At 51.7% G+C, this 19,164-nt stretch carries 19 protein-coding genes, 1 tRNA gene and 1 riboswitch; of the genes, 3 read left to right on the top strand and 17 right to left on the bottom strand.

Features of this window, described 5'->3' with window-relative positions:
* Nucleotides 1-3 precede the first annotated feature (3 nt).
* The 4 genes from ACJJIT_RS18750 to ACJJIT_RS18765 all read right to left on the bottom strand — a co-directional run bounded on the left by ACJJIT_RS18750 (nt 4) and on the right by ACJJIT_RS18765 (nt 2,320).
* Nucleotides 4-507: a GNAT family N-acetyltransferase gene (locus ACJJIT_RS18750; RefSeq protein ID WP_444899311.1), complete on the bottom strand. Its 504-nt coding sequence runs from the start codon at nt 505-507 to the stop codon at nt 4-6.
* Nucleotides 508-524: 17 nt separating this feature from the next.
* Nucleotides 525-977, bottom strand: a complete 453-nt coding sequence (locus tag ACJJIT_RS18755; protein ID WP_152450565.1) for a YaiI/YqxD family protein — start codon at nt 975-977, stop codon at nt 525-527.
* The gene (locus ACJJIT_RS18760; RefSeq protein WP_444887756.1) at nt 974-1,243 is read right to left on the bottom strand and encodes a DUF3565 domain-containing protein; all 270 of its coding nucleotides are present in this window, start codon (nt 1,241-1,243) and stop codon (nt 974-976) included. Before ACJJIT_RS18760 ends, ACJJIT_RS18755 begins: the two co-directional genes overlap by 4 nt.
* Nucleotides 1,244-1,513: 270 nt before the next feature.
* Nucleotides 1,514-2,320: a hypothetical protein gene (locus ACJJIT_RS18765; RefSeq protein ID WP_444899312.1), complete on the bottom strand. Its 807-nt coding sequence runs from the start codon at nt 2,318-2,320 to the stop codon at nt 1,514-1,516.
* Nucleotides 2,321-3,013: 693 nt separating this feature from the next.
* On the opposite strand from ACJJIT_RS18765, the gene rep reads away from it, so the two are divergent.
* Nucleotides 3,014-5,047, top strand: a complete 2,034-nt coding sequence (gene rep, locus ACJJIT_RS18770; protein ID WP_444899313.1) for a DNA helicase Rep — start codon at nt 3,014-3,016, stop codon at nt 5,045-5,047.
* A gap of 177 nt (nt 5,048-5,224) precedes the next feature.
* On the opposite strand, the gene ACJJIT_RS18775 is transcribed toward rep, so the two are convergent.
* Nucleotides 5,225-7,207, bottom strand: a complete 1,983-nt coding sequence (locus tag ACJJIT_RS18775; RefSeq protein WP_444899314.1) for a hypothetical protein — start codon at nt 7,205-7,207, stop codon at nt 5,225-5,227.
* 326 nt (nt 7,208-7,533) lie between these two features.
* Nucleotides 7,534-7,950: a c-type cytochrome gene (locus tag ACJJIT_RS18780; RefSeq protein WP_252084131.1), complete on the bottom strand. Its 417-nt coding sequence runs from the start codon at nt 7,948-7,950 to the stop codon at nt 7,534-7,536.
* 187 nt (nt 7,951-8,137) lie between these two features.
* Between ACJJIT_RS18780 and ACJJIT_RS18785 the strand changes: the two genes are divergently transcribed.
* Nucleotides 8,138-8,214 (top strand) — tRNA-Arg (locus ACJJIT_RS18785).
* Nucleotides 8,215-8,947: 733 nt separating this feature from the next.
* Here ACJJIT_RS18785 and moeA read toward each other — a convergent pair.
* Both moeA and narL read right to left on the bottom strand, forming a co-directional pair.
* Nucleotides 8,948-10,189: a molybdopterin molybdotransferase MoeA gene (gene moeA, locus ACJJIT_RS18790; protein ID WP_444899315.1), complete on the bottom strand. Its 1,242-nt coding sequence runs from the start codon at nt 10,187-10,189 to the stop codon at nt 8,948-8,950.
* 45 nt (nt 10,190-10,234) lie between these two features.
* Nucleotides 10,235-10,900: a two-component system response regulator NarL gene (gene narL, locus ACJJIT_RS18795; protein WP_252084129.1), complete on the bottom strand. Its 666-nt coding sequence runs from the start codon at nt 10,898-10,900 to the stop codon at nt 10,235-10,237.
* 195 nt (nt 10,901-11,095) lie between these two features.
* Between narL and ACJJIT_RS18800 the strand changes: the two genes are divergently transcribed.
* On the top strand, nt 11,096-12,709 hold the full coding sequence (locus tag ACJJIT_RS18800; RefSeq protein WP_444899316.1) for an antiporter: 1,614 nt from the start codon (nt 11,096-11,098) through the stop codon (nt 12,707-12,709).
* 174 nt (nt 12,710-12,883) lie between these two features.
* Here the strand turns inward: ACJJIT_RS18800 and ACJJIT_RS18805 are convergent, their stop codons facing one another.
* From ACJJIT_RS18805 to moaA, 9 genes are all read right to left on the bottom strand, one after another.
* Nucleotides 12,884-14,002, bottom strand: coding sequence for an ATP-binding cassette domain-containing protein (locus ACJJIT_RS18805; protein ID WP_444899317.1), 1,119 nt, complete (start codon nt 14,000-14,002; stop codon nt 12,884-12,886).
* Nucleotides 14,002-14,724 carry a molybdate ABC transporter permease subunit gene (gene modB, locus ACJJIT_RS18810; RefSeq protein WP_444899318.1) on the bottom strand — a complete coding sequence of 241 codons (723 nt, stop codon included), beginning with the start codon at nt 14,722-14,724 and terminating at the stop codon, nt 14,002-14,004. The genes ACJJIT_RS18805 and modB overlap by 1 nt, the downstream gene beginning before the upstream one ends.
* Nucleotides 14,721-15,503, bottom strand: a complete 783-nt coding sequence (gene modA, locus ACJJIT_RS18815) for a molybdate ABC transporter substrate-binding protein (protein WP_444899319.1) — start codon at nt 15,501-15,503, stop codon at nt 14,721-14,723. Before modA ends, modB begins: the two co-directional genes overlap by 4 nt.
* Nucleotides 15,488-15,967, bottom strand: coding sequence for a molybdopterin synthase catalytic subunit MoaE (gene moaE, locus ACJJIT_RS18820; protein WP_444900935.1), 480 nt, complete (start codon nt 15,965-15,967; stop codon nt 15,488-15,490). The genes modA and moaE overlap by 16 nt, the downstream gene beginning before the upstream one ends.
* A gap of 10 nt (nt 15,968-15,977) precedes the next feature.
* Nucleotides 15,978-16,223, bottom strand: coding sequence for a molybdopterin converting factor subunit 1 (gene moaD / locus ACJJIT_RS18825; protein WP_282951930.1), 246 nt, complete (start codon nt 16,221-16,223; stop codon nt 15,978-15,980).
* Between the two features lie 21 nt (nt 16,224-16,244).
* Nucleotides 16,245-16,736, bottom strand: coding sequence for a cyclic pyranopterin monophosphate synthase MoaC (gene moaC, locus ACJJIT_RS18830; RefSeq protein ID WP_282951931.1), 492 nt, complete (start codon nt 16,734-16,736; stop codon nt 16,245-16,247).
* Nucleotides 16,737-16,739: 3 nt separating this feature from the next.
* On the bottom strand, nt 16,740-17,282 hold the full coding sequence (moaB, locus tag ACJJIT_RS18835) for a molybdenum cofactor biosynthesis protein B (RefSeq protein WP_444899320.1): 543 nt from the start codon (nt 17,280-17,282) through the stop codon (nt 16,740-16,742).
* A 2-nt stretch (nt 17,283-17,284) separates the two neighbouring features.
* Nucleotides 17,285-17,884 carry a molybdenum cofactor guanylyltransferase gene (gene mobA, locus ACJJIT_RS18840; protein ID WP_444883392.1) on the bottom strand — a complete coding sequence of 200 codons (600 nt, stop codon included), beginning with the start codon at nt 17,882-17,884 and terminating at the stop codon, nt 17,285-17,287.
* 4 nt (nt 17,885-17,888) lie between these two features.
* Nucleotides 17,889-18,866, bottom strand: a complete 978-nt coding sequence (gene moaA / locus ACJJIT_RS18845; RefSeq protein ID WP_444899321.1) for a GTP 3',8-cyclase MoaA — start codon at nt 18,864-18,866, stop codon at nt 17,889-17,891.
* A riboswitch (molybdenum cofactor riboswitch) is annotated at nt 18,855-19,005 on the bottom strand. Its footprint overlaps the gene before it by 12 nt.
* Between the last annotated feature and the right edge of the window lie 159 nt (nt 19,006-19,164).

A 19,164-nucleotide genomic window follows, 5' to 3' on the forward strand; every position in this document is an offset into this window, starting at 1 on the left:
TCGCTATTCAATATTTTGTTTCTGCTGAAAACCTTTAGAAGGTGCAACCATAAAATCGCACTGATCCAGCCATTTTCGCTGCCCAGGATAAGCCGCTTCCTCAAAACCCAATTTCTGGTAGAGAGTCCGTGCCGCTAGATTAGTACGCAGGACAAATAAAGAGCACTCGATTGCATTCAGAGCTCTAGTTCCTGTTTGTGCAAGCTGTACTACCAGCGCACGCCCTAATCCGGCTCCGCGATGATTGGGAGAGACAATTAAACGACTTAGGTGGCAGCGGCCCAGGTGTTGGTAATACTGCCCAAAAGCCAGCACATCACCGCTGCTGTCCTGAAGTGCGTAGCTGGGTAACTCCGGCCAACGGCAATCCTCCAAGAAGGACCTCCCCTCGAACGGAAACCTGAAATCAGGACCACCCCACTGTTGGCACTGCTCCCTATCAGGTAGCCAAGACATCAATGTTGGGAATTGCCACTCTTCCATTGGCTTCAGCCTCAAATTCTCCACGGCAATTCTCCTTAAAGTTACTTGCGACTCTTTGCCAGCCATCGATCTAACTGATCGGCAAAAGCTTTGCGGTCCGCCTGGCTAAGGGCCGGTGGTCCGCCGGTATGCACGCCGCTGGAGCGCAGGGTATCCATAAAGTCCCGCATATTCAGACGCGCGCGGATATTGGCTTTGGTATAGCGCTCCCCACGGGGATTAAGGGCTTCAGCACCCTTGTCGATCACCTCTGCTGCCAGTGGGATATCGCTAGTAATAATCAGGTCCCCTGCCTCGCAGCGCTGCACTATCTCGTTATCCGCCACATCAAAACCGGCTGTCACTTGCACGGAGCGGATATAGCGCGACGGCGGCACCCGTACCGCTTGGTTGGCCACCAACGTCAGTTCTGTGGCTGTGCGCTCAGCGGCGCGAAACAGGATTTCCTTGATAGCGACCGGACAGGCGTCGGCATCAACCCAGAGTTTTGTCATGGCTCTACAACCTTTTCGAGTGTATCGGGCGGTGCGCCCTCATCGCATTTCTTGCAATTGAGCTGGAAACCCAGCATGGACTCGCGCCCTTGTTCAGTGATCACCCAGGGCCGGTTGGTCCAGGGAGGATTGTGGCGTACATGTTGGAAGTGGCCACAGGCGAGCTCCGCCACCCAGTGATCCTCTTCATCCAGATGGTAGCCGGCGATGGGTTGTTGCATGGGGTTACACAGGCAGGGAAAAGGTGCAGTTATAGCTAATCCCATTGGCAAAGTACACTGTAGCTAAAGGTTTTTGCTATCAAAGGGGATTATAAGCCAAACTAGTGGAACCCCCTTTTAGTACAAACTGAAAAGGTCGACACCCATATTGCTTAAAAATAGATTGGAAGATAAATATACTACTTAGTAGCCTGAATTTTCTTTACCCATTGAGTCTGAATTTTAAAGTATTTCCAAACCTAAATGTTTAAGGCAACAAACTTCTTATATTTCAAATAAAAAATTATCAATTTCTTATCTGTAAAGCCGAAAGACCTATTCTTGTTTAACTTCACAAACAGAAGCCACCTTTTCATATTTATATTCATATTCATACATGAAGTAATTTCCAGAATCACTATATATACGCTCGATTAAATACACACTGCCAAAATCATCGTAATACTCTTTAAAAACCCTATCACTACATCCCGAAAAACCTGAATAGTCACCATAGATTATCGTATCCTCCACAACCTGATAGATCTCTTCAAAAGCTCTATCTTCTTCCTTGTAGACAAATTCAATTGATAGTTTTTCACATAAAACATGGCCATCATCAATATAAGAATAAACCCCCTTTATAGGTCTACCCTGCTCATCATGTTCTTCCCAATGATACACATGTTCAGCAGAATAATGATCAATTACATAAATATTTGTTAAGCTTATAACTTCATCATCAAATGTATTAACAACATCTGCCCCGACGCCACCAATCAAGTCAAGATGGTGTGACTTTAAGTAATTAACAGGAAAGAAATCTTTATGATTCAATATAAAACTTCTGGGGGAATCATATGTATCAACATAAATAAAGCTATCATCTATTGCTTCGACGGTATGAGTATTTAGACTGGAATTCCAGCTAGCGCTAAACTGCTCTACAATAGGATTTTCAACCTCACCATTATGATTTGAAATTAATTTTTTATATATTCTTTTTGGATATTTCCTACACAACAATTCAGGCAAGGGCGAAGGCCTATATCCGCTCGAAAAATCCGAATCCGAGCAAGAGTTAAACCCAAACAATGCAGACGAGGCAATAAATACTAATCCAATTCCATGGATATTTTTCATGAGGCACCAGAATATAAAACAAAAATAGTTAGCCGATATAACAACATAGCACTACAAGCCCCTCAACTCGGGGTAACAAAGCCCTCTCCTTATGGAGTGATTAGGGCTGCTAAATCCTGACCAAAACTCAGTAAAAATCAAAAAGATACCGTAGCTGTATTGCGATATACCTATACAACAAATAAAGTGGCCTCGAGTCCGCTCAGTCATTTAAATAAATTATTAATTTAATCACATAGTGCTGACCAAGGAAGTATAAAAGACCTAACTTTATATCGTTCAAATAATCAAATAGGCGAATCCGAGCCAAACTTTTAAGTTGGTATTCGAAGTAGAATAGACTCTGCGTCTCAAAGCTACAAAGAGTAAGATAGATCAATAATATTCAATAATTAGTTTTTTATAGGGCGCTCTAAACAGAATAAAATCGATTTGCCTCAATCCTGCCACTTACTGAAAGATATCTGTATTTTCTCTATTAAAGCATACCCATTAGTTAACTTAGTCTTCTTAATAAAAGGCTGTGATGAATTATTCTATTGAGCAATAGATTTAGTGCGCAGGACCCTGCTATAGCCAACTCCTAGGGCAAAGGAGAAACCTGTCCAGGCATTCGCACTCATGCCGGGTGGATCCGGGCTAAGGCTGTTAGAATCCACCATTTTCTCGTCACGCGAAGATACAACTCTATCTATGACCCAGCTCAACCCCCGCCAATCCGAAGCCGTGAAGTATGTCGATGGCCCCTGCCTGGTACTGGCCGGTGCCGGCTCCGGCAAGACCAGCGTAATCACCCGCAAGATCGCCTACCTGATCGAGCAGTGTGGCTACGCCGCGCGCAATATCGCCGCCCTCACCTTCACCAACAAAGCGGCACGGGAGATGAAAGAGCGGGTCAGCAAACTGCTGGCGGGCCCGGATGGCAAGCGCTCCAAGGCGAGTCACGGTCTCACCGTATCCACCTTTCACAACCTTGGCCTGAATATCCTGCGCAAAGAATACCGCGCCGCCGGCTTCAAGCCCGGTTTCTCCATCTTCGATGCGGAAGACGCCCGCGCCCTGATCAAGGAGCTGATGCTCAGGGATGGCGACCTGGATACGGACCTGTTGGATCGGGTACAGAACCAGATCTCCAATTGGAAGAACGATATGCTCACCCCGCGCCGTGCCCTGGAGCAGGCACAGAGCCCCGGTGAGCAGGCCATCGCGGTTGCCTACGATCGCTACTGTGAAGCCCTCAAGGCCTACAATGCCGTCGACTTCGACGACCTGATCCTGCTGCCGGTACAGTTGTTCGACAAAGATCCAGAGTTGCTACAACGCTGGCGCAAAAAGATACGCTACCTGCTGGTGGACGAATATCAGGACACCAACAACTCCCAGTACCTGCTGGTGAAGCTGCTGGTGGGCGGGCGCGGCGGCCTCACAGTGGTGGGAGACGATGATCAGTCTATCTACGCCTGGCGCGGCGCGCGCCCGGAGAATATGAGTGCGCTGAAGACCGACTTCCCCAACCTTCGCCTAATCAAACTGGAGCAGAACTACCGCTCCACCAGCCGCATCCTCAAAGTGGCCAACCACCTGATCGCCCACAACCCCCACGAATTCGACAAAGCATTGTGGTCCGATCGCGGCCTGGGTGAGGAGATCCGCGTGCTCAAGGTGGCTAATGAAACTGAAGAAGCAGAACGAGTCGCCAACGAGGTTTTCCTGCAAAAGAGCCGTCGCGGCTGCAAATTCATGGATTTTGCCGTGCTCTATCGCGGCAACCACCAAGCGCGCCTGATCGAAATGAAACTGCAGGAACACCAGGTTCCCTACCAGATGTCCGGCGGTACTTCCTTCTTCGCCCGCGCTGAAATCAAGGATGTGATGGCCTACCTGCGCCTGTTGGTGAATCCGGATGATGACAACGCATTCCTGCGCATTATCAATACTCCGCGCCGCCAAATTGGCACCAGCAGCCTGGAAGCCCTGGGCAACTACGCCAAGGGCCGCGAGATTTCCATGTTCAAAGCCTGCTCGGAATTGGGCTTTAAGGAGCATATCAACGAGCAGGGCTACGAGCGCCTAAATCGCTTTGCCCTGTGGCTCGAAGGAGTACAGCGCAACTGTCGCGATACCACCGCCAATGGCGCCTTGCGTGAAATGCTGGAAGATATCGACTACGCCGGTTGGCTCTCGCAAAACGCCAGCAGCGAGAAGGTGGCCGAGAAGCGCATGGAAAATGTGTATTGGCTGCTGGAGAGCCTCAACAAGATTATGGAGGGCACCGACGATGAGCTGGAGCAGGATATTCGCCTGGAACAGGCCATCTCCAAACTGATCCTGCGGGATATGCTGGAGCGCCAGGAAGAAGAGGAAGCCACCGATAAGGTCAGCCTGATGACCCTGCACGCCGCCAAGGGCCTGGAATTCCCCCACGTGTTTATGATCGGTATGGAAGAGAACTTACTTCCCCACCGCAACAGTATTGAAGACGACAACATCGAAGAAGAGCGCCGCCTCACCTACGTGGGCATTACCCGCGCCCAGCGCACCCTCACCATGACCCTGGCGGGCAAGCGCAAACAGTTCGGCGAAACCCAGGACACCACACCCAGCCGCTTTATTGACGAGTTACCGGAAGAGGATGTATTGCTAGAGGGGTTTGGCAAGGCGACGCCGGAGCAGAATCAGGCGAAGGGAGAGGAAACTTTGGGGTCTTTGCTGAGTATGTTTGATTAGGGGAATTAGACCACTCAATCAACTCCACAAAAAGGCCGCTTAATAAGCGGCCTTTTTACTTCAGATAATCAGCTGGCTAGAGAACTATATTTCATATTGCCATCAATATCTTACATACACTCGTATATATTCCTCTAAACCTGCCATTTCACTTAAACAGCTAGAAGCGTTAACAAATTATTGTATTGCAGACACCTTCCAGCGATCAATATAACCGGAGGCATCCACACAAGAGCCTCTGCCATTCAATTTACAATTATCAATTTCCTGATAAACACGAAGATAATAAAAGGTACCATCAAAAAATAGTGGCTCGACTTCTCGATAACGCCACTCAACACAATTCATGTTACCTTCAGGACAACTACTATATTTTTTACGAGTAACAGAGTCTACAAAGTATCTTTGTTCTCGAAAATTATCTTTATCAGACCAACCAAAACGAGTCCACTCAGCCTCAGTTATGTATTCTGGCCCTTTATACACTTGATAACCACTACCATCCTCATAGTACCGAAATCCAAATTGGTCATAATAATCGGGAAATTCCGGATCAAGTAAATTAAAGATTCCAGCGTAATTGAAAATATCTGAAGCGACAGGCATCTCCAAACCGCGCACAACCGGCGTAGCATAGTAGCCCCCAACCGAAACTATAGAATCATCATCTCGACGTAACACACCCAAAGTTCGCATAGCTACACCATCGGCACCAAAAGTATAGTACTCAACTTTACTCCCTCGATCACTTTCGATAACCAGATTCCCAGCATCATTAAATGACAGTATTCCATCATCTACATAGCCAGAGCGATGATCAAACCTTTGATTAATTGTACCCTTTGTATTTGGATCAATAATGGACGGCTCCCAGAAACGGGCCAATGAAAGGCTATCGTCATCCGATCTATCTCTGAAACCTGGGATAGAAAACGCAGCTGAAGATATCTCTTCTAAACTTCCTATTCTCTGGGTATTCACTTGAGCGAAACTACTCACCACAAAGGAATCAGCGGATACTTCGTCTCCGCCTAACTGTTGACAAGAATAATCATAATCAACTTTATATACCGAATAAAATGCAGCATCGTAATATTTTTTCAATAGAATACTATTCAGCTTGGCCCCAGAGTTTCCATTTTCTCTCCAACATTCACTAAAATAATAATTTACTCGATCCGAGCCAGACATTTCCAAAGTTATCAAATTATCATTTTTTGTATAACTCACAGAGTTATTTAACTGGTCAGAATAAAACCTATCAGCGAAATACCCAGAACCCGACTCCTCCCCGGTTAAATTCATAGCAAATCCATATATACGTGCTGACCTGGGATTCACTGCGACAAATATCAAATCCTCTCCAGAGTAATTTTCAACAGATAAAATCTGCTCTTTATCATTTACAAGCTGATCAAAAATCTGCTCATATTTTTTAACACCCAAAGAAGATATATTTTTTAACTCTAATGCTACTTTTGCAGCCACGGGATAATCCCGAATAAAGTCATAAGTATTTTCATGAGAAAATAACGGCGACTCACCACCACTAACAATATAACGAAGCCCAACAGCACTCTCTAACAATATTTCCTGCGGTAAAACCTGTGAAGCACTTAATAACTCATTAGATGTAGTGATATCACCTTCATTCACTTTTTCCAAAAAAGCAGCCGAAGCGGTAGACAAGGCATTAACATAAAGTGTTGGCAATTCAGAAACAGAAACAGAGCCTTCATTCTCTAGTTCCTTGATCTGTGAATAATTTCCCACATAAGATTTTAGGACAACTTCTTTACGCTCTTCGGTGGCGGGATAACGGACAACTACACTGATTAATTCATCAGAAGCTGCATTTTTGATTTCTGCAGAGAAAATTTTCCCATCAACGGTTGCATCGTAATCAATATCGCCTACCTTGACTTCCACTGAAGCAGAGCCGTCAATATTTTCTCCAATTAAACCTTGAATAATGAGCCGGGGTTGTTGTGAACCACTTCCTTCAGATGTTTCCGGTAATTCACCAGACGTTTCCGGTAATTCACCAGACGTTTCCGGTATTTCGCCATTAGCGCTATCGCTCCCACTTCCACCACCACCGCTACAAGCGGCCAATAAAAACGATAGAGCAGCAAAAGAGAAGAGTTTCCCCAGCTTCATACGTAATTTCCTTGAGTTGTTGTATACATCTAACTTACAGGCAGGCGCGGATAATACAGAGTTATTACGTTAGTAGGGATTAAATGCCTAATTACGGTTTATTACAGTTACTGTTGCAGCTTATCTGACATTGAACTTTCTTATAATCACTAAAGACAAGTTACATCATTTGGCTTTTTACGACATTCGGTAAGCTTATTTGAAGGTCCGGGTGTTAGCTGGAAATTATCGCAAGAAAAAAGTCGATTAGAGGAAGGTGAGTTTTGCTTAGGAGAGAAACAAAAAAGGCCGCTCAATGAGCGGCCTTTTTCCAATAGTGAAACAGCTTACTTACTGTTATCCACCATATAATCAACCGCAGCCTTCACTTCGTCATCGCTACAATCCATACACAGGCCCTTAGGCGGCATGGCATTGATACCATTGATGGCATTGGTGTAAAGAGTGTCCATGCCCTTGGCAATACGCGGTGCCCAGGCAGCGGCATCACCAAACTTAGGCGCGCCCGCTATACCGGCCGCGTGACAGGTAGTACAGCTCTTGTTGTAGATATCTTCACCACTGCGGGCACCGCCACTGGCAGCTTCCGGGGCAGCCGCTACTGCCGCCGCACACTCCTCGCCCTTCATACAGGTCTCACCCGCTGGAGCGATACGCTGTTCAATTTCCTGGTCAACAGACTGGGCCACTGCCGCAGCCGCACTGACGGCCAGTGCCGCCACAATACCCAAAATGCTCTTCATGCTATTCCCCCAAAGGGCCGAAGTGAGTTGGCCCGTAGACTATCGATTTACTGCCGCAAACTTCCACGCCGCGCATTATAAGCACTGTGCCGCCCCCTGCCAAAGCCTGCGTAGAAGCGCCATAAGTCCTTTCACCCGCCCCCACCCTTCTGTATAATCCGCCTCCCATTGGCGCAGATAGCCAAAACCGCCCGTAGCTCAGCTGGATAGAGCGTCGCCCTCCGGAGGCGAAGGTCAGAGGTTCGAATCCTCTCGGGCGGGCCATATACAAAGAAGCCCGCTTATGCGGGCTTCTTTGTATATGGCTCACTCCCAGGTTTTGTTCGAACTCAGGTTCGACTCGGAGGCAGCAAAGCTGCCGTAGAGCAGCGAGCCCAAAGGGCGAAGCTAATCCTCACGCACACCACCCGCTTATGCGGGCTTCTTTGTATATGGCTCACTCCCAGGTTTTGTTCGAACTCAGGTTCGACTCGGAGGCAGCAAAGCTGCCGTAGAGCAGCGAGCCCAACGGGCGAAGCTAATCCTCCCGCACACCACCCGCATAAGCGGGCTTCCTTATATATGGCAAGCTCCCAGGCTTCGCTCGAACTCAGGTTCGACTCTAAGGCAGCAAAGCTGCCGTAGAGCAGCGAGCCCAAAGGGCGAAGCTAATCCTCACGCACACCAGCCGCTTATGCGGGCTTTCTTGTATATGGCTCACTCCCAGGCTTCGTTCGAACTCAGGTTCGACTCGGAGGCAGCATAGCTGCCGCAGAGCAGCGAGCCTAAAGGGCGAAGCTAATCCTCACGCACACCACCCGCTTATGCGGGCTTTCTTGTATATGGCTCACTCCCAGGCTTCGTTCGAACTCAGGTTCGACTCGGAGGCAGCAAAGCTGCCGTAGAACAGCGAGCCCAAAGGGCGAAGCTAATCTTCTCTGATTACATCAGCTTCAGACAAACTTTCTTAGATAGACATATTTCGGCTGCGGCCAGCCACAAAAGTCTATTAGCAGCCCTACCCCAACGGCACCCCCAAAGGCTCAATCACCACCTGCTCCCCCGCTTCCACACTACCACTCTCTCGCGCCAAAACGATAAAGCAGTTAGCAGCAGCCAAACCGGTAAGGATATGGCTCCCCTGGGTACCAACCGGCTCCACCACCAAGGTTCCATTCTCATCAGTGCGATAAACACCCCGCTGGAAATCGGTACGGCCGGGCTTTTTCTTTAGGGGTTTTAACAGTTTTGCCTGTAAGGTCTGCGGGCCAGTCCACTGATCGCCTTTCATCACACTCAGGGCCGGCACGGCCAGCTGGTAGAAAGTAACCAAAGCGGAAACCGGATTGCCGGGTAGGCCAAAGAAAGGGGTTCCCTGCAGGAAACCAAAGGCAAAAGGTTTGCCTGGCTTCATCGCTACTTTCCAGAAGCCGATCTCTCCCAGCTCTTCCAACACTTCACGGGTGTAATCCGCTTCGCCAACGGAGACTCCACCGGAGGTAATAATGGCATCGGCCTCTTGGGAAGCGCGTTGCAAGGCATTGGTAATGGCCTGTTTGTTATCGGGCAAAATACCCAAATCCAAAATTTCCAGATCCAACTGATCGAGAGCAGCCAATAGAGCGATGCGGTTGCTATCGTAGATATCGCCTTTACCCAGGGCTTCGCCGGGCTGACGCAGTTCATCGCCGGTAGAGAAAAGGGCAATTACTGGTTTGCGCACTACTGCCACTGTGCCAACACCGGCAGCGGCGAGCAGGGCGATATGGGGAACGCTGATGCGCTCTCCGGCCTTAAGCAGGCTAGCCCCTTCGGCCACATCTTCACCGCAGCAGCGAATATGATCTCCAGAGCGAACTTCACCATTTATACGTATCGACTCTTCCTGGGCATCGACATTTTCTTGCATCACCACCGTATCTGCACCGGCAGGTACTGCAGCTCCCGTCATAATGCGCACGCAAGTGCCCGGGTTCACCACACCGTCAAAAGGTGCACCGGCAAAAGATTTGCCGATCAGCTCCAGCGGCAAGCCACTGGCCAGATCTTCGAAGCGCAGGGCGTAACCATCCATCGCAGAATTGTCGCAGGGGGGTAGGTTAACGGTGGAGAAAACATCCTCAGCCAATACCCGACCGGCGGCTTGTGCCAGGGGCAAAGTCTCAGTGCCACTGATTGGACTCAGTGCTTCGAGAAGTTTTTCACGGGCACTTTCTATGGGCATCAGACCCGGTTGGCTACAGCAGTCAATAGTGGGCATAGAGAATTTCTCTTACTTCAGTCCTTTGCGATTGGGGCAGAGTGATCAGTGGTTTCGATCCTGGAAATCAGGGCGCCTTTGATTGACCATCCATACAGCGGCTTCCACACGGGAACGCATCCCCAATTTCTTCAATAAGTGTTTAACGTGCACCTTCACTGTTGCATCACTAATATCTAATTCGCGAGCAATTAATTTGTTACTCAGGCCATCGGCGATTAATTGTAGTATCTGGTATTCACGACTTGTGAGAGAAGAGAGGATATCCGCTCCAGAGTTATCCGGTTTGCGCAGTGCCGAGGCGAGAATTTCCGTGAGGCGCTGGCTGATTGCAAGCTTGCCATGAGTAGCCAGAATGACTTGCTCAAGAATATCCTCGGGCTCCATATCCTTGAGCAGATAGCCATCGGCACCGGCGCGGATACAAGACACCACATCAGCATTATTATCGGAAACGGTGAGTATCACGATGCGCGAGGAGACATCCGCAGCGCGCATTGCGCGCAGTGTATCCAGCCCATCCATACCGCGCATATTCAAGTCCAGCAGAATAAGGTCCGGCTCGTGTTGCTTGGCCAGCACCAGCGCTTCCTCTCCGCTACTGGCCTCAGCCACCAGCTCCAGGCCGGGCTCCATTGCAAATAATTGTTTAAGGCCTTTGCGAAATAGCGGGTGGTCATCGACCATCATTACCGTAGCAGAAGAAATCATAGAGAGCCCCGCTTCAATTTGAAAATTGGTTTAAATCTGTACAGTGACTTTACCATAGCGTCCCACCTCGGCACTTACCCCCTAAGAGGTAGCTATTACTCCAGGGCAAAAGGGTTACTTCCTGTTGGTAATTGAGTAGGCTCAAACCCCGGCCCATAGTGGCTGTACGAATCATTTCGAGGAGGAGTGGCCGCCGTGTCTGACATCTACGAGTGGGCCCCGGAGGACAGCAAATTCTGGCAGTCCAAGGGCAAGAAAATCGCAAACCGGAATTTGTGGATATCCATTCCCAGTTTGCTGTGCGGCTTCGCCGTGTGGCTCTACTGGGGCATTATTACCGTTCAAATGCTCAACCTTGGCTTTCCCATTGCCAAAGCCGATCTGTTTACCCTAATGGCCATCGCCGGCCTCACCGGCGCTACCCTCCGAATACCCAGTAGTTTCTTTATTCGATTGTTCGGTGGGCGCAACACCATTGTATTTACCACAGCCCTGTTGATGATCCCCGCACTCGGCACCGGTATCGCCCTGCAGAGCAAGGAGACTCCACTGTGGGTATTCCAGTTGCTCGCGCTGTTGTCTGGCATCGGCGGTGGTAACTTCGCCTCTTCCATGTCCAATATCAGTTTCTTTTTTCCCAAGGAAAAGCAGGGGCTGGCGCTTGGCCTGAATGCAGGCCTGGGCAACTTCGGTGTTACCACTATGCAGATCCTGGTACCGCTATTTATGACCTTCGGTGCCTTCGGCGCTGCTGGCGGCGACCCCATGATTCTGGTGAGCAGCTCTGGCTCACTGATAGGCAAGATACCGGCCGGTTCTGAAGCGTGGATTCAAAATGCCGGTTTTGTATGGTTGCTGTTCCTGATTCCGCTGGCCTTTGTGGGCTGGTTCGGCATGAACAATCTGCGCACCGACGAAGTCACCCCGGATGTGGGCAGCTCGCTCGGTGCCATGATGAAGATGACCATGATGTTGGGAATCGGCCTCTTCACCGCAATCGCAGGTCTGTGGCTGCTGCTTCCCGAAGCGGCCAATGGTTCAGGCTGGGGCGTGCCCAAGGAAATCGTGCTGGTGTTGGTAATCACTGCCACCGTGTTCGGTTTGAAACTGCTGCCCGGTGAGATCAGAACCAGCCTGCAACGCCAATACCGTATCTTCAACAACAAGCACACCTGGGTAATGAGTGTGATTTACACCATGACCTTCGGCAGCTTTATCGGTTTCGCGGCAGCCTTCCCCCTGGCTATCAAAGTGATCTTCGGGTACAGCCACGTGATGGTGGACGGGGTTATGACTCACGATACCATCAACAACAATGGCCCCAGCGCCCTGATGTACGCCTGGATGGGTCCGTTTATCGGCGCCCTGATTCGCCCGGTAGGTGGTTGGATCTCCGACCGTATCGGCGGAGCCCTGGTTACCCAAATCTGTGCCGCAATCATGGTGGCTAGTGCCCTGGGTGTGGCCTATTACATGAAGGCCGCCTACGGCTCAGCCACGCCGGAAGAGTTCTTCCTGCCCTTCTTCCTGCTGTTCCTGGTGCTGTTCGCCGCTACCGGTATCGGCAATGGTTCTACCTTCCGCACCATCGCCATGGTGTTCCCGAAAGAGCAGGCAGGCCCAGTATTGGGATGGACTTCAGCAGTTGCCGCCTACGGTGCCTTCTATATTCCCAAGGTCTTCGGTGAGCAGATCAAAGCCACTACCCCTGAATACGCCCTGGCAGGCATTGCCATCTTCTACGCGGTTTGCCTGGTGGTTAACTACTGGTTCTACCTGCGTAAAAACGGGGAGTTTTATAACCCTTAATTCAGTTTCACTCACGGGATACCGTTGCTTCGGGGAGGTTTTTACCTCCCCTTTTTTATGATGCACTGGTGGAGAAGCGATGCCTTTTTCCACAGCCATTTCCCTCAGCCATTTCGAACCTCCATATTCCGCAGAAAGTTTAAGTACAAGATTATTCAAAGAGAATTAAGAGGCTTACAAACCGGCAAGACTACCGGCCTTAAACTGGGCAAAGTAGGTAGTCCCTTCGCATAGTTTTAGACGCTCGAAGGAGAGGCGGGAAATATCAGCGTAAAACACCTGATCAGCAGCGACTAACTGCAGGCGAATGCGGCCATCGGTAAGGTTCTGCTTAGCAACTAAAGTTACCGGCAGGCAATTGAGAATACTGGACAGGCCCGGCTTCTCTACACTAAGGCTGATATCTCCAGCTTCCAACAGAAAAGCGGCGGTATCGCCTTTACAATAATGGCCTGCCACCCTATCTGCAAAGATAGAAATCCCCCCTAAATTCAAAGTCAGCAGACCATCATTTAGAGATTCCACTCGCGCTTCTATCCGGCTGCGCCAACTATCCCCTACGCCGTGGCTATCCAGGCGCTGGGCGACTTCAGGTAAAGAAAGTGGTACAGACAAATTAGCAGAATCCATCCACAAACAGCGCTGGGCCAGCAGCTGGATTTCATCAAAGTCGTGACTGGTCCAGATTACCAGTGCCGGATATCGGGCCCAGAAATCCCGCAGGGTCGGCAATAGGCGCCGCAGTACCTGGGCGCGGTCAACCGCTGAAAGCGGCTCATCAAATAATTGCAGCGGCGCGTTGTTAAAAAGCTGGCGTAATACAGCCACTCGCTGGGCTTCTCCACCAGACAATAGCTCTACCGGCTGATGGAGTAGCGGTTCAATACCAAAAGCCTTTAACAGCCGATCACACTCCTCCATAGACAGTGGCCTGCGGCTGTAACGGCGGGCCAGTGCCAGGTTATCTGCCACCGACTGGCCGGCAAACAGGCGGCTATCCTGAAAGCCCAAAGAAAGCGTTCTTTTATGGGTAGCCAGGGCGCGGCGTCCGCGCTGCCAAACTGTATTAGCAAAAGTGATATTGCCACGGCAATGGCACTGGCCCGCCAAAGCAGCCAGTAATGTGCTCTTGCCGCTGCCGGAGGGGCCGGTAAGGCCAAAAATCCCAGAGGCAGGCAGCTCTAATTGCCAGGGAGTGGCAGTGTTAAGCGGAGTCACCAGCCCTGTAACACTCAATCCGGTGGAATCAGAAGTGGTAGACGCAGTACCGAAAAGGGGTAAGGTGATTTCCATTAGCCCAGCACCCCCATTACCGGTTTAGCCTGCTCGTTGTTTGATCCGCGCGGGGCCAAACTATGTCCCAGCCAACGGGCAGCGAGTAGCAGTACCGTAGTAATTCCCATCAACATCAAAGCCAGCCGGTGCGCCGCACCGTATTCCATCGCCTCCACATGTTGATAAAGAGCAATAGAAACCACCTGGGTCTCACCGGGAATAGAGCCACCAATCATCAACACTACCCCGAACTCACCCAGGGTATGGGCAAACGTTAAAGCGCAGGCACTCACAATAGCGGCGCGACTCGCCGGCAAAAGAACTTTTAATAGTGCCGCCCAGGGCGGTATACCCAGTGCTGCGGCAGCCTGGGTCAGGCGCTGGCCATTGGCATTAAACGCGGCCAGCAGCGGCTGCACCATAAACGGCAGGGAATAAATCACTGACGCAAACACCAGGCCAGTGAAGGAAAACACCAAGGGGCCATCAAAAAGTTGTGACAGCCACTGCCCGGGCGCAGAGTTAGGGGAAAATAAAAGCAGTAAATAAAAACCCAACACGGTGGGTGGCAGTACCAGCGGCAGGGTAATTAATACCTCTATGCCATGGCGCCAGCGGCTCTGCCATTGGCTCAATTTCCAGGCCAAGGGCACGCCGATAATAAACAGGAGCAAGGTAGTTAAGCCGGCCAATTTTAAAGTTAGCCACAGGGCCTGCCAGTCGGCAGCGGCGATATTCATAAGCCACTCCCTCCATCTCTACTTCGATATTGAGTTGGCAAAACACCGTAACCCAAGTGCTGTAGTTGCGCCTGCACTTCCCCTGAACGTAAATAGTCAGCGAGGGATTGTGCCTCTTTAGGTCGGCGACTCTGGGTGGGAATCAGCAGCTGCTGTTCAATGGGGTTGTACAAATGCTGCGGCAGCAACCAGTAGTTATCGCGGCCGGCTGCTTGCATCTGACTGGCGGCGACAAAGCCCAGCTGCGCATTGCCGGAATCCAGCATTAAATAGGCTTGGCCTGCATTGTGGGCCCGGGCCAATTGAGTTTGTTTTTTCTTCCACAAATCCAGGCTTTGCAGCGCTTGCCGTGCGGCACTGCCGAACGGCGCTACTTTCGGATCGGCTAATACAATTTTATCGGGCCAGGTTTGCAGTAACTGCTCGATATTCGATTCCGATTTTGGGTGCCAGAGGGCCAATAAACCCAGGGCGTAAGTCTGGCGACTGTTGCCCAGTGCCCCGCCCTGTTTTTCCAGCAGTTCGGGGCGCTCGCGATCCGCAGACAGGAATAAATCAAAGGGCGCGCGGTGCGCTATTTGTTGGTAGAGCACCCCGGAGCTGCCGCTGCTGATTTGCACGACACAGGCATGGCGACGCTCAAATTCCGGCAGTACCTCTTCCAGTGCCGGGCGGAAGCTGGCCGCTACCGCCACCCGCAAGGTGCAGTTATCCGCATTAACCGGCAGCGCGATGGCCACCAGTAAAGCGGATAGCAACAGGCTCAGCCGGCGGACCACTTTTCCATCTCCGCAGCATCGCTGGCCCGGGCTTCGACCCAGCGCTCTGAGGGCTTACCGGACTCTTCCGCAACCGCTTCGCGCTTCCAGAAAGGCGCCTCAGTTTTGAGGCGATCCATGATGTATTGGCAGGCAGCAAAGGCAGCCTGGCGATGAGGGCTGGTGACGCCGACAAAAACAATTTCATCGTTGATCTGCATGGGGCCAACCCGGTGGACGATAGTCACACGCCCCAGGGACCAGCGATCGCGGGCATCATTGATAATCCGTTGCAGGCTTTTTTCCGTCATGCCCGGATAGTGTTCCAGGGCCAGGCCACAGACATCACTACCGGCATTGAAGTCCCGCACCGAACCCACAAACAGGGCGCAGGCACCATCACCACTGTTGCCTTGCAGCGCAGTATATTCAGCCGCTACGTCGAGGGGCGCTTCACAGACTTCAATACGATCAACGGCTTTCATATTGGCACCACTAACCGCCGGTAACCGGCGGGAAAAATGCAACTTCATCCCCAGCCTTCACCTGGGCTCCGGTTTCTGCCAGCTCCTGGTTCAGGGCCATACGGATATCGTCTCTTTGCAGGTGCGGGCTCCAATCCGGGTGCTGTTCACATAGGGTTTTGCGCAACTCGCTGAGACTGCCGGAAAAGTCCTCCAGGGTGGTCTCGCCCATGCCCAGTTGCTGGCGCAGACGCGCGAAAAACAGAACCTTTACCATCGCTTTACACCTCTGAAATTTTTACGCCTTGTCCGCAGCATCGCCGCGCCAGTGGCCGCGCTTACCGCCGGTTTTTTGCAGCAGGCGAGTCGGGCCGATTTCCATCGCCGGGTCCACGGCTTTGCACATATCGTAAATGGTCAGCGCCGCTACCGAAGCTGCGGTTAACGCTTCCATCTCTACCCCTGTGCGCCCGGCCAAGCGGCAGAAAGCGGTGATATGCACACTATGCTTTTCCGGCTGTAATTCGAAATCCACCGCTACTTTGGTCAACGCCAGTGGATGGCACAGGGGAATTAAATCCGAGGTTTTCTTCGCGGCCTGGATGCCGGCGATACGAGCTACAGAAAGCACATCGCCTTTTTTGTGCGCCCCTTGGCTAAGCAGTGCAAAAGCCTCTGCACTCATACAGATGCTGCTTTCGGCCAGGGCGCTACGGTCAGTGATGTCCTTCTCGGTAACATCCACCATGCTGGCTTCGCCGCGCTGGTTTAAATGGGTTAATTGGCTCACAAATTACCCCCGGCTCTCGCAGGGCGCGCTGGCAAAGCGCACATGGGGGATAAAGTTACAGGGCTTGTGGCGGGCATCCAGCTGCTCCAGCAATATGCTTTCCCAAGCCGTGCGGCAGGCTCCGGTGGAACCGGGCATACAACATATCAGTGTGCGGTTTGCCAAGCCCGCGAGCGCCCGGGATTGCACGGTGGAGCTGCCGATATCCCCAAGGGAAATATGGCGAAACAGCTCGCCGAAGCCGTCGACAGTTTTGTCGAACAGCGGGCTCAGGGCCTCCGGTGTGGAGTCGCGATCGGTAAAACCGGTACCGCCGGTCACCAATACCACCTGCACTTTGGGATCGGCAATCCAGGCGGAGACCACCGCGCGCATCTGGTAAACATCGTCCGGGGTAATGCGCTTATCTGCGAGCTGATGGCCGGCAGTTTTGAGGGCTTCCACCAGGTACTGGCCAGAGGTATCAGTCTGCTCGTTGCGGGTATCGGATACGGTAAGTACCGCGATATTGAGCGGTACAAATTCTTTGCTAGCGTGTGCGGACATAATCAGTGGTCTCTCAAAAAACTGTTTTCTGGAGTTTTATCCGGCGTACTCAAGCCGAGATAATCTGCCGGCGTATTGATATTGCGATGCCAATCGCCAGCACTTTTTATGGGTATGGATTTGGCCCCCAGGTGACGCAGCAGTGCGCCGACAGAATTGCGCGCACTGCCTTCGACGGCACGGCGCAAATAATCCAGGCAGTCGCCATTTAAAGGCAGCCACAGGGGAAAAAAGAAGTTTTCAAAATAACAGGGCCGGCCACTTGCCTGCCCCTCTGCCAATAACTCTGCAAGGTGCTCGCGCCCGAGCAGGGGCATATCTACCGGAATCACCAGGGCCGCATCGGCACCGGTTGCCAGGGCTACCGAATAAAGGCCGCCCAGTGGACCCCGCTCTGGCACCAGGTCTTCAATCGCTCCGGGGCGGGCGCCGCTGGTGACGACTTTTTCCAGCGGAAGCTCTCTCAGCAATGCCTCAGCATGCTGCAAAAAATTGCCCCGTTGGGGGTGGGCCAGCAGGGCCTTGTCTCGGCCCATCCGGCTGGAGCGGCCGCCGGCCAGCACCACGCCGATTGTCGATTTACTAACAAGAGCCCTGGCCATAACCCTAGCCCCCCAGCATCGCCAGGTTGCGGGTAGCGCCGGTAAAACCTTCGTGCAGCTGGTGGCCTGCGGTCTTATCCACAATCAACTCGCGGATATGGGCCGCCAGCGCCTCGCTGTCGCCATCGGCGATGATTTCGCGCATATCAAAGCCCTGGTCGGCGAACAGGCATAGGTGCAACTTGCCCTGGGCCGATACCCGCAGGCGATTGCAGCTTGCACAGAAGTCTTTGCCGTAAGGGGTAATTAGGCCGATACGGCCGGCGTAATCCGGGTGGAAATACTCCCGCGCCGGGCCGGCATCGCGGGTGCGGATCACCTGCTCCCAGCCTTCCCGCAGCAGCAGGGTTTCTATATTGTCACCGGAGACATGGTTACTGGCGAAGAACTCGCGGTTATCGCCGGTGCGCATCAATTCAATAAAGCGCAGGGTCACCGGAGTCTCACGAACCCAGGCGAGGAAATTATCCAGCTCGGCCAGGTTGTACTGGCGCATCAGCACTGCGTTGACCTTGGTATCGATACCCAAGGCCAGGGCGCGGTCCAGGCCTGCTAAGGCTTTATCCAGGCGATTGTGGCCGGTGATATGGTGGAATTGAGCCGGGTCGAGGCTGTCGATACTGACATTCACCTGATCCAAGCCCGCGCGGTGCCAGTCGTCAATCTGACTGGGCAGGCGGTAACCGTTGGTGGTGATGGCTAAGCGGCGAATCTTATCGCTAGCGCAGACGGCTTCGAGCAGCGGCACCAGGTCTTTGCGCAGGGAGGGCTCTCCGCCGGTAAGGCGTACCTTTTCCGTACCCAGTGAAGCGAAAGCGCGCACCAATGTGCCCACCTCAGCGACTGAGAGAGGATTTTCCCTTTCCAGGGAACGTCCGCAACCAATGCCCTCGGGCAGGCAATAGTTGCAGCGGTAGTTGCAGATGTCCGTCACGGACAGGCGCAGGTAGTAAAACCTACGGCCAAAATTGTCTTGTAACATTAAACGCCTTTCCAATGTCGGGAGGCCGCGCAGTTTCCCGCTAGACCCTGGTGGCCGGTACGGCCACGGTCCCGGCACCTTGCAACGTCAATAAAAAACGGCGCTGTTTAGGTAGCGGGACTCGGTGTTTAAACTGATGTCAGTGTATCAAGCTGGTTAATTTATGCTTGGGGCAAAGGTGGTACTCCTTAGGTACTCACAGTGATGCCAACCGGTAAGGGAAATAACATCACAAAATAGAAATTCAGTAGGCAGAATGGCTAAAAACCGAAAAATTCCTCTAAAGAAATTCGTCGGT

This window comes from Microbulbifer mixtoriginis (SeqCode), from assembly GCF_052467515.1.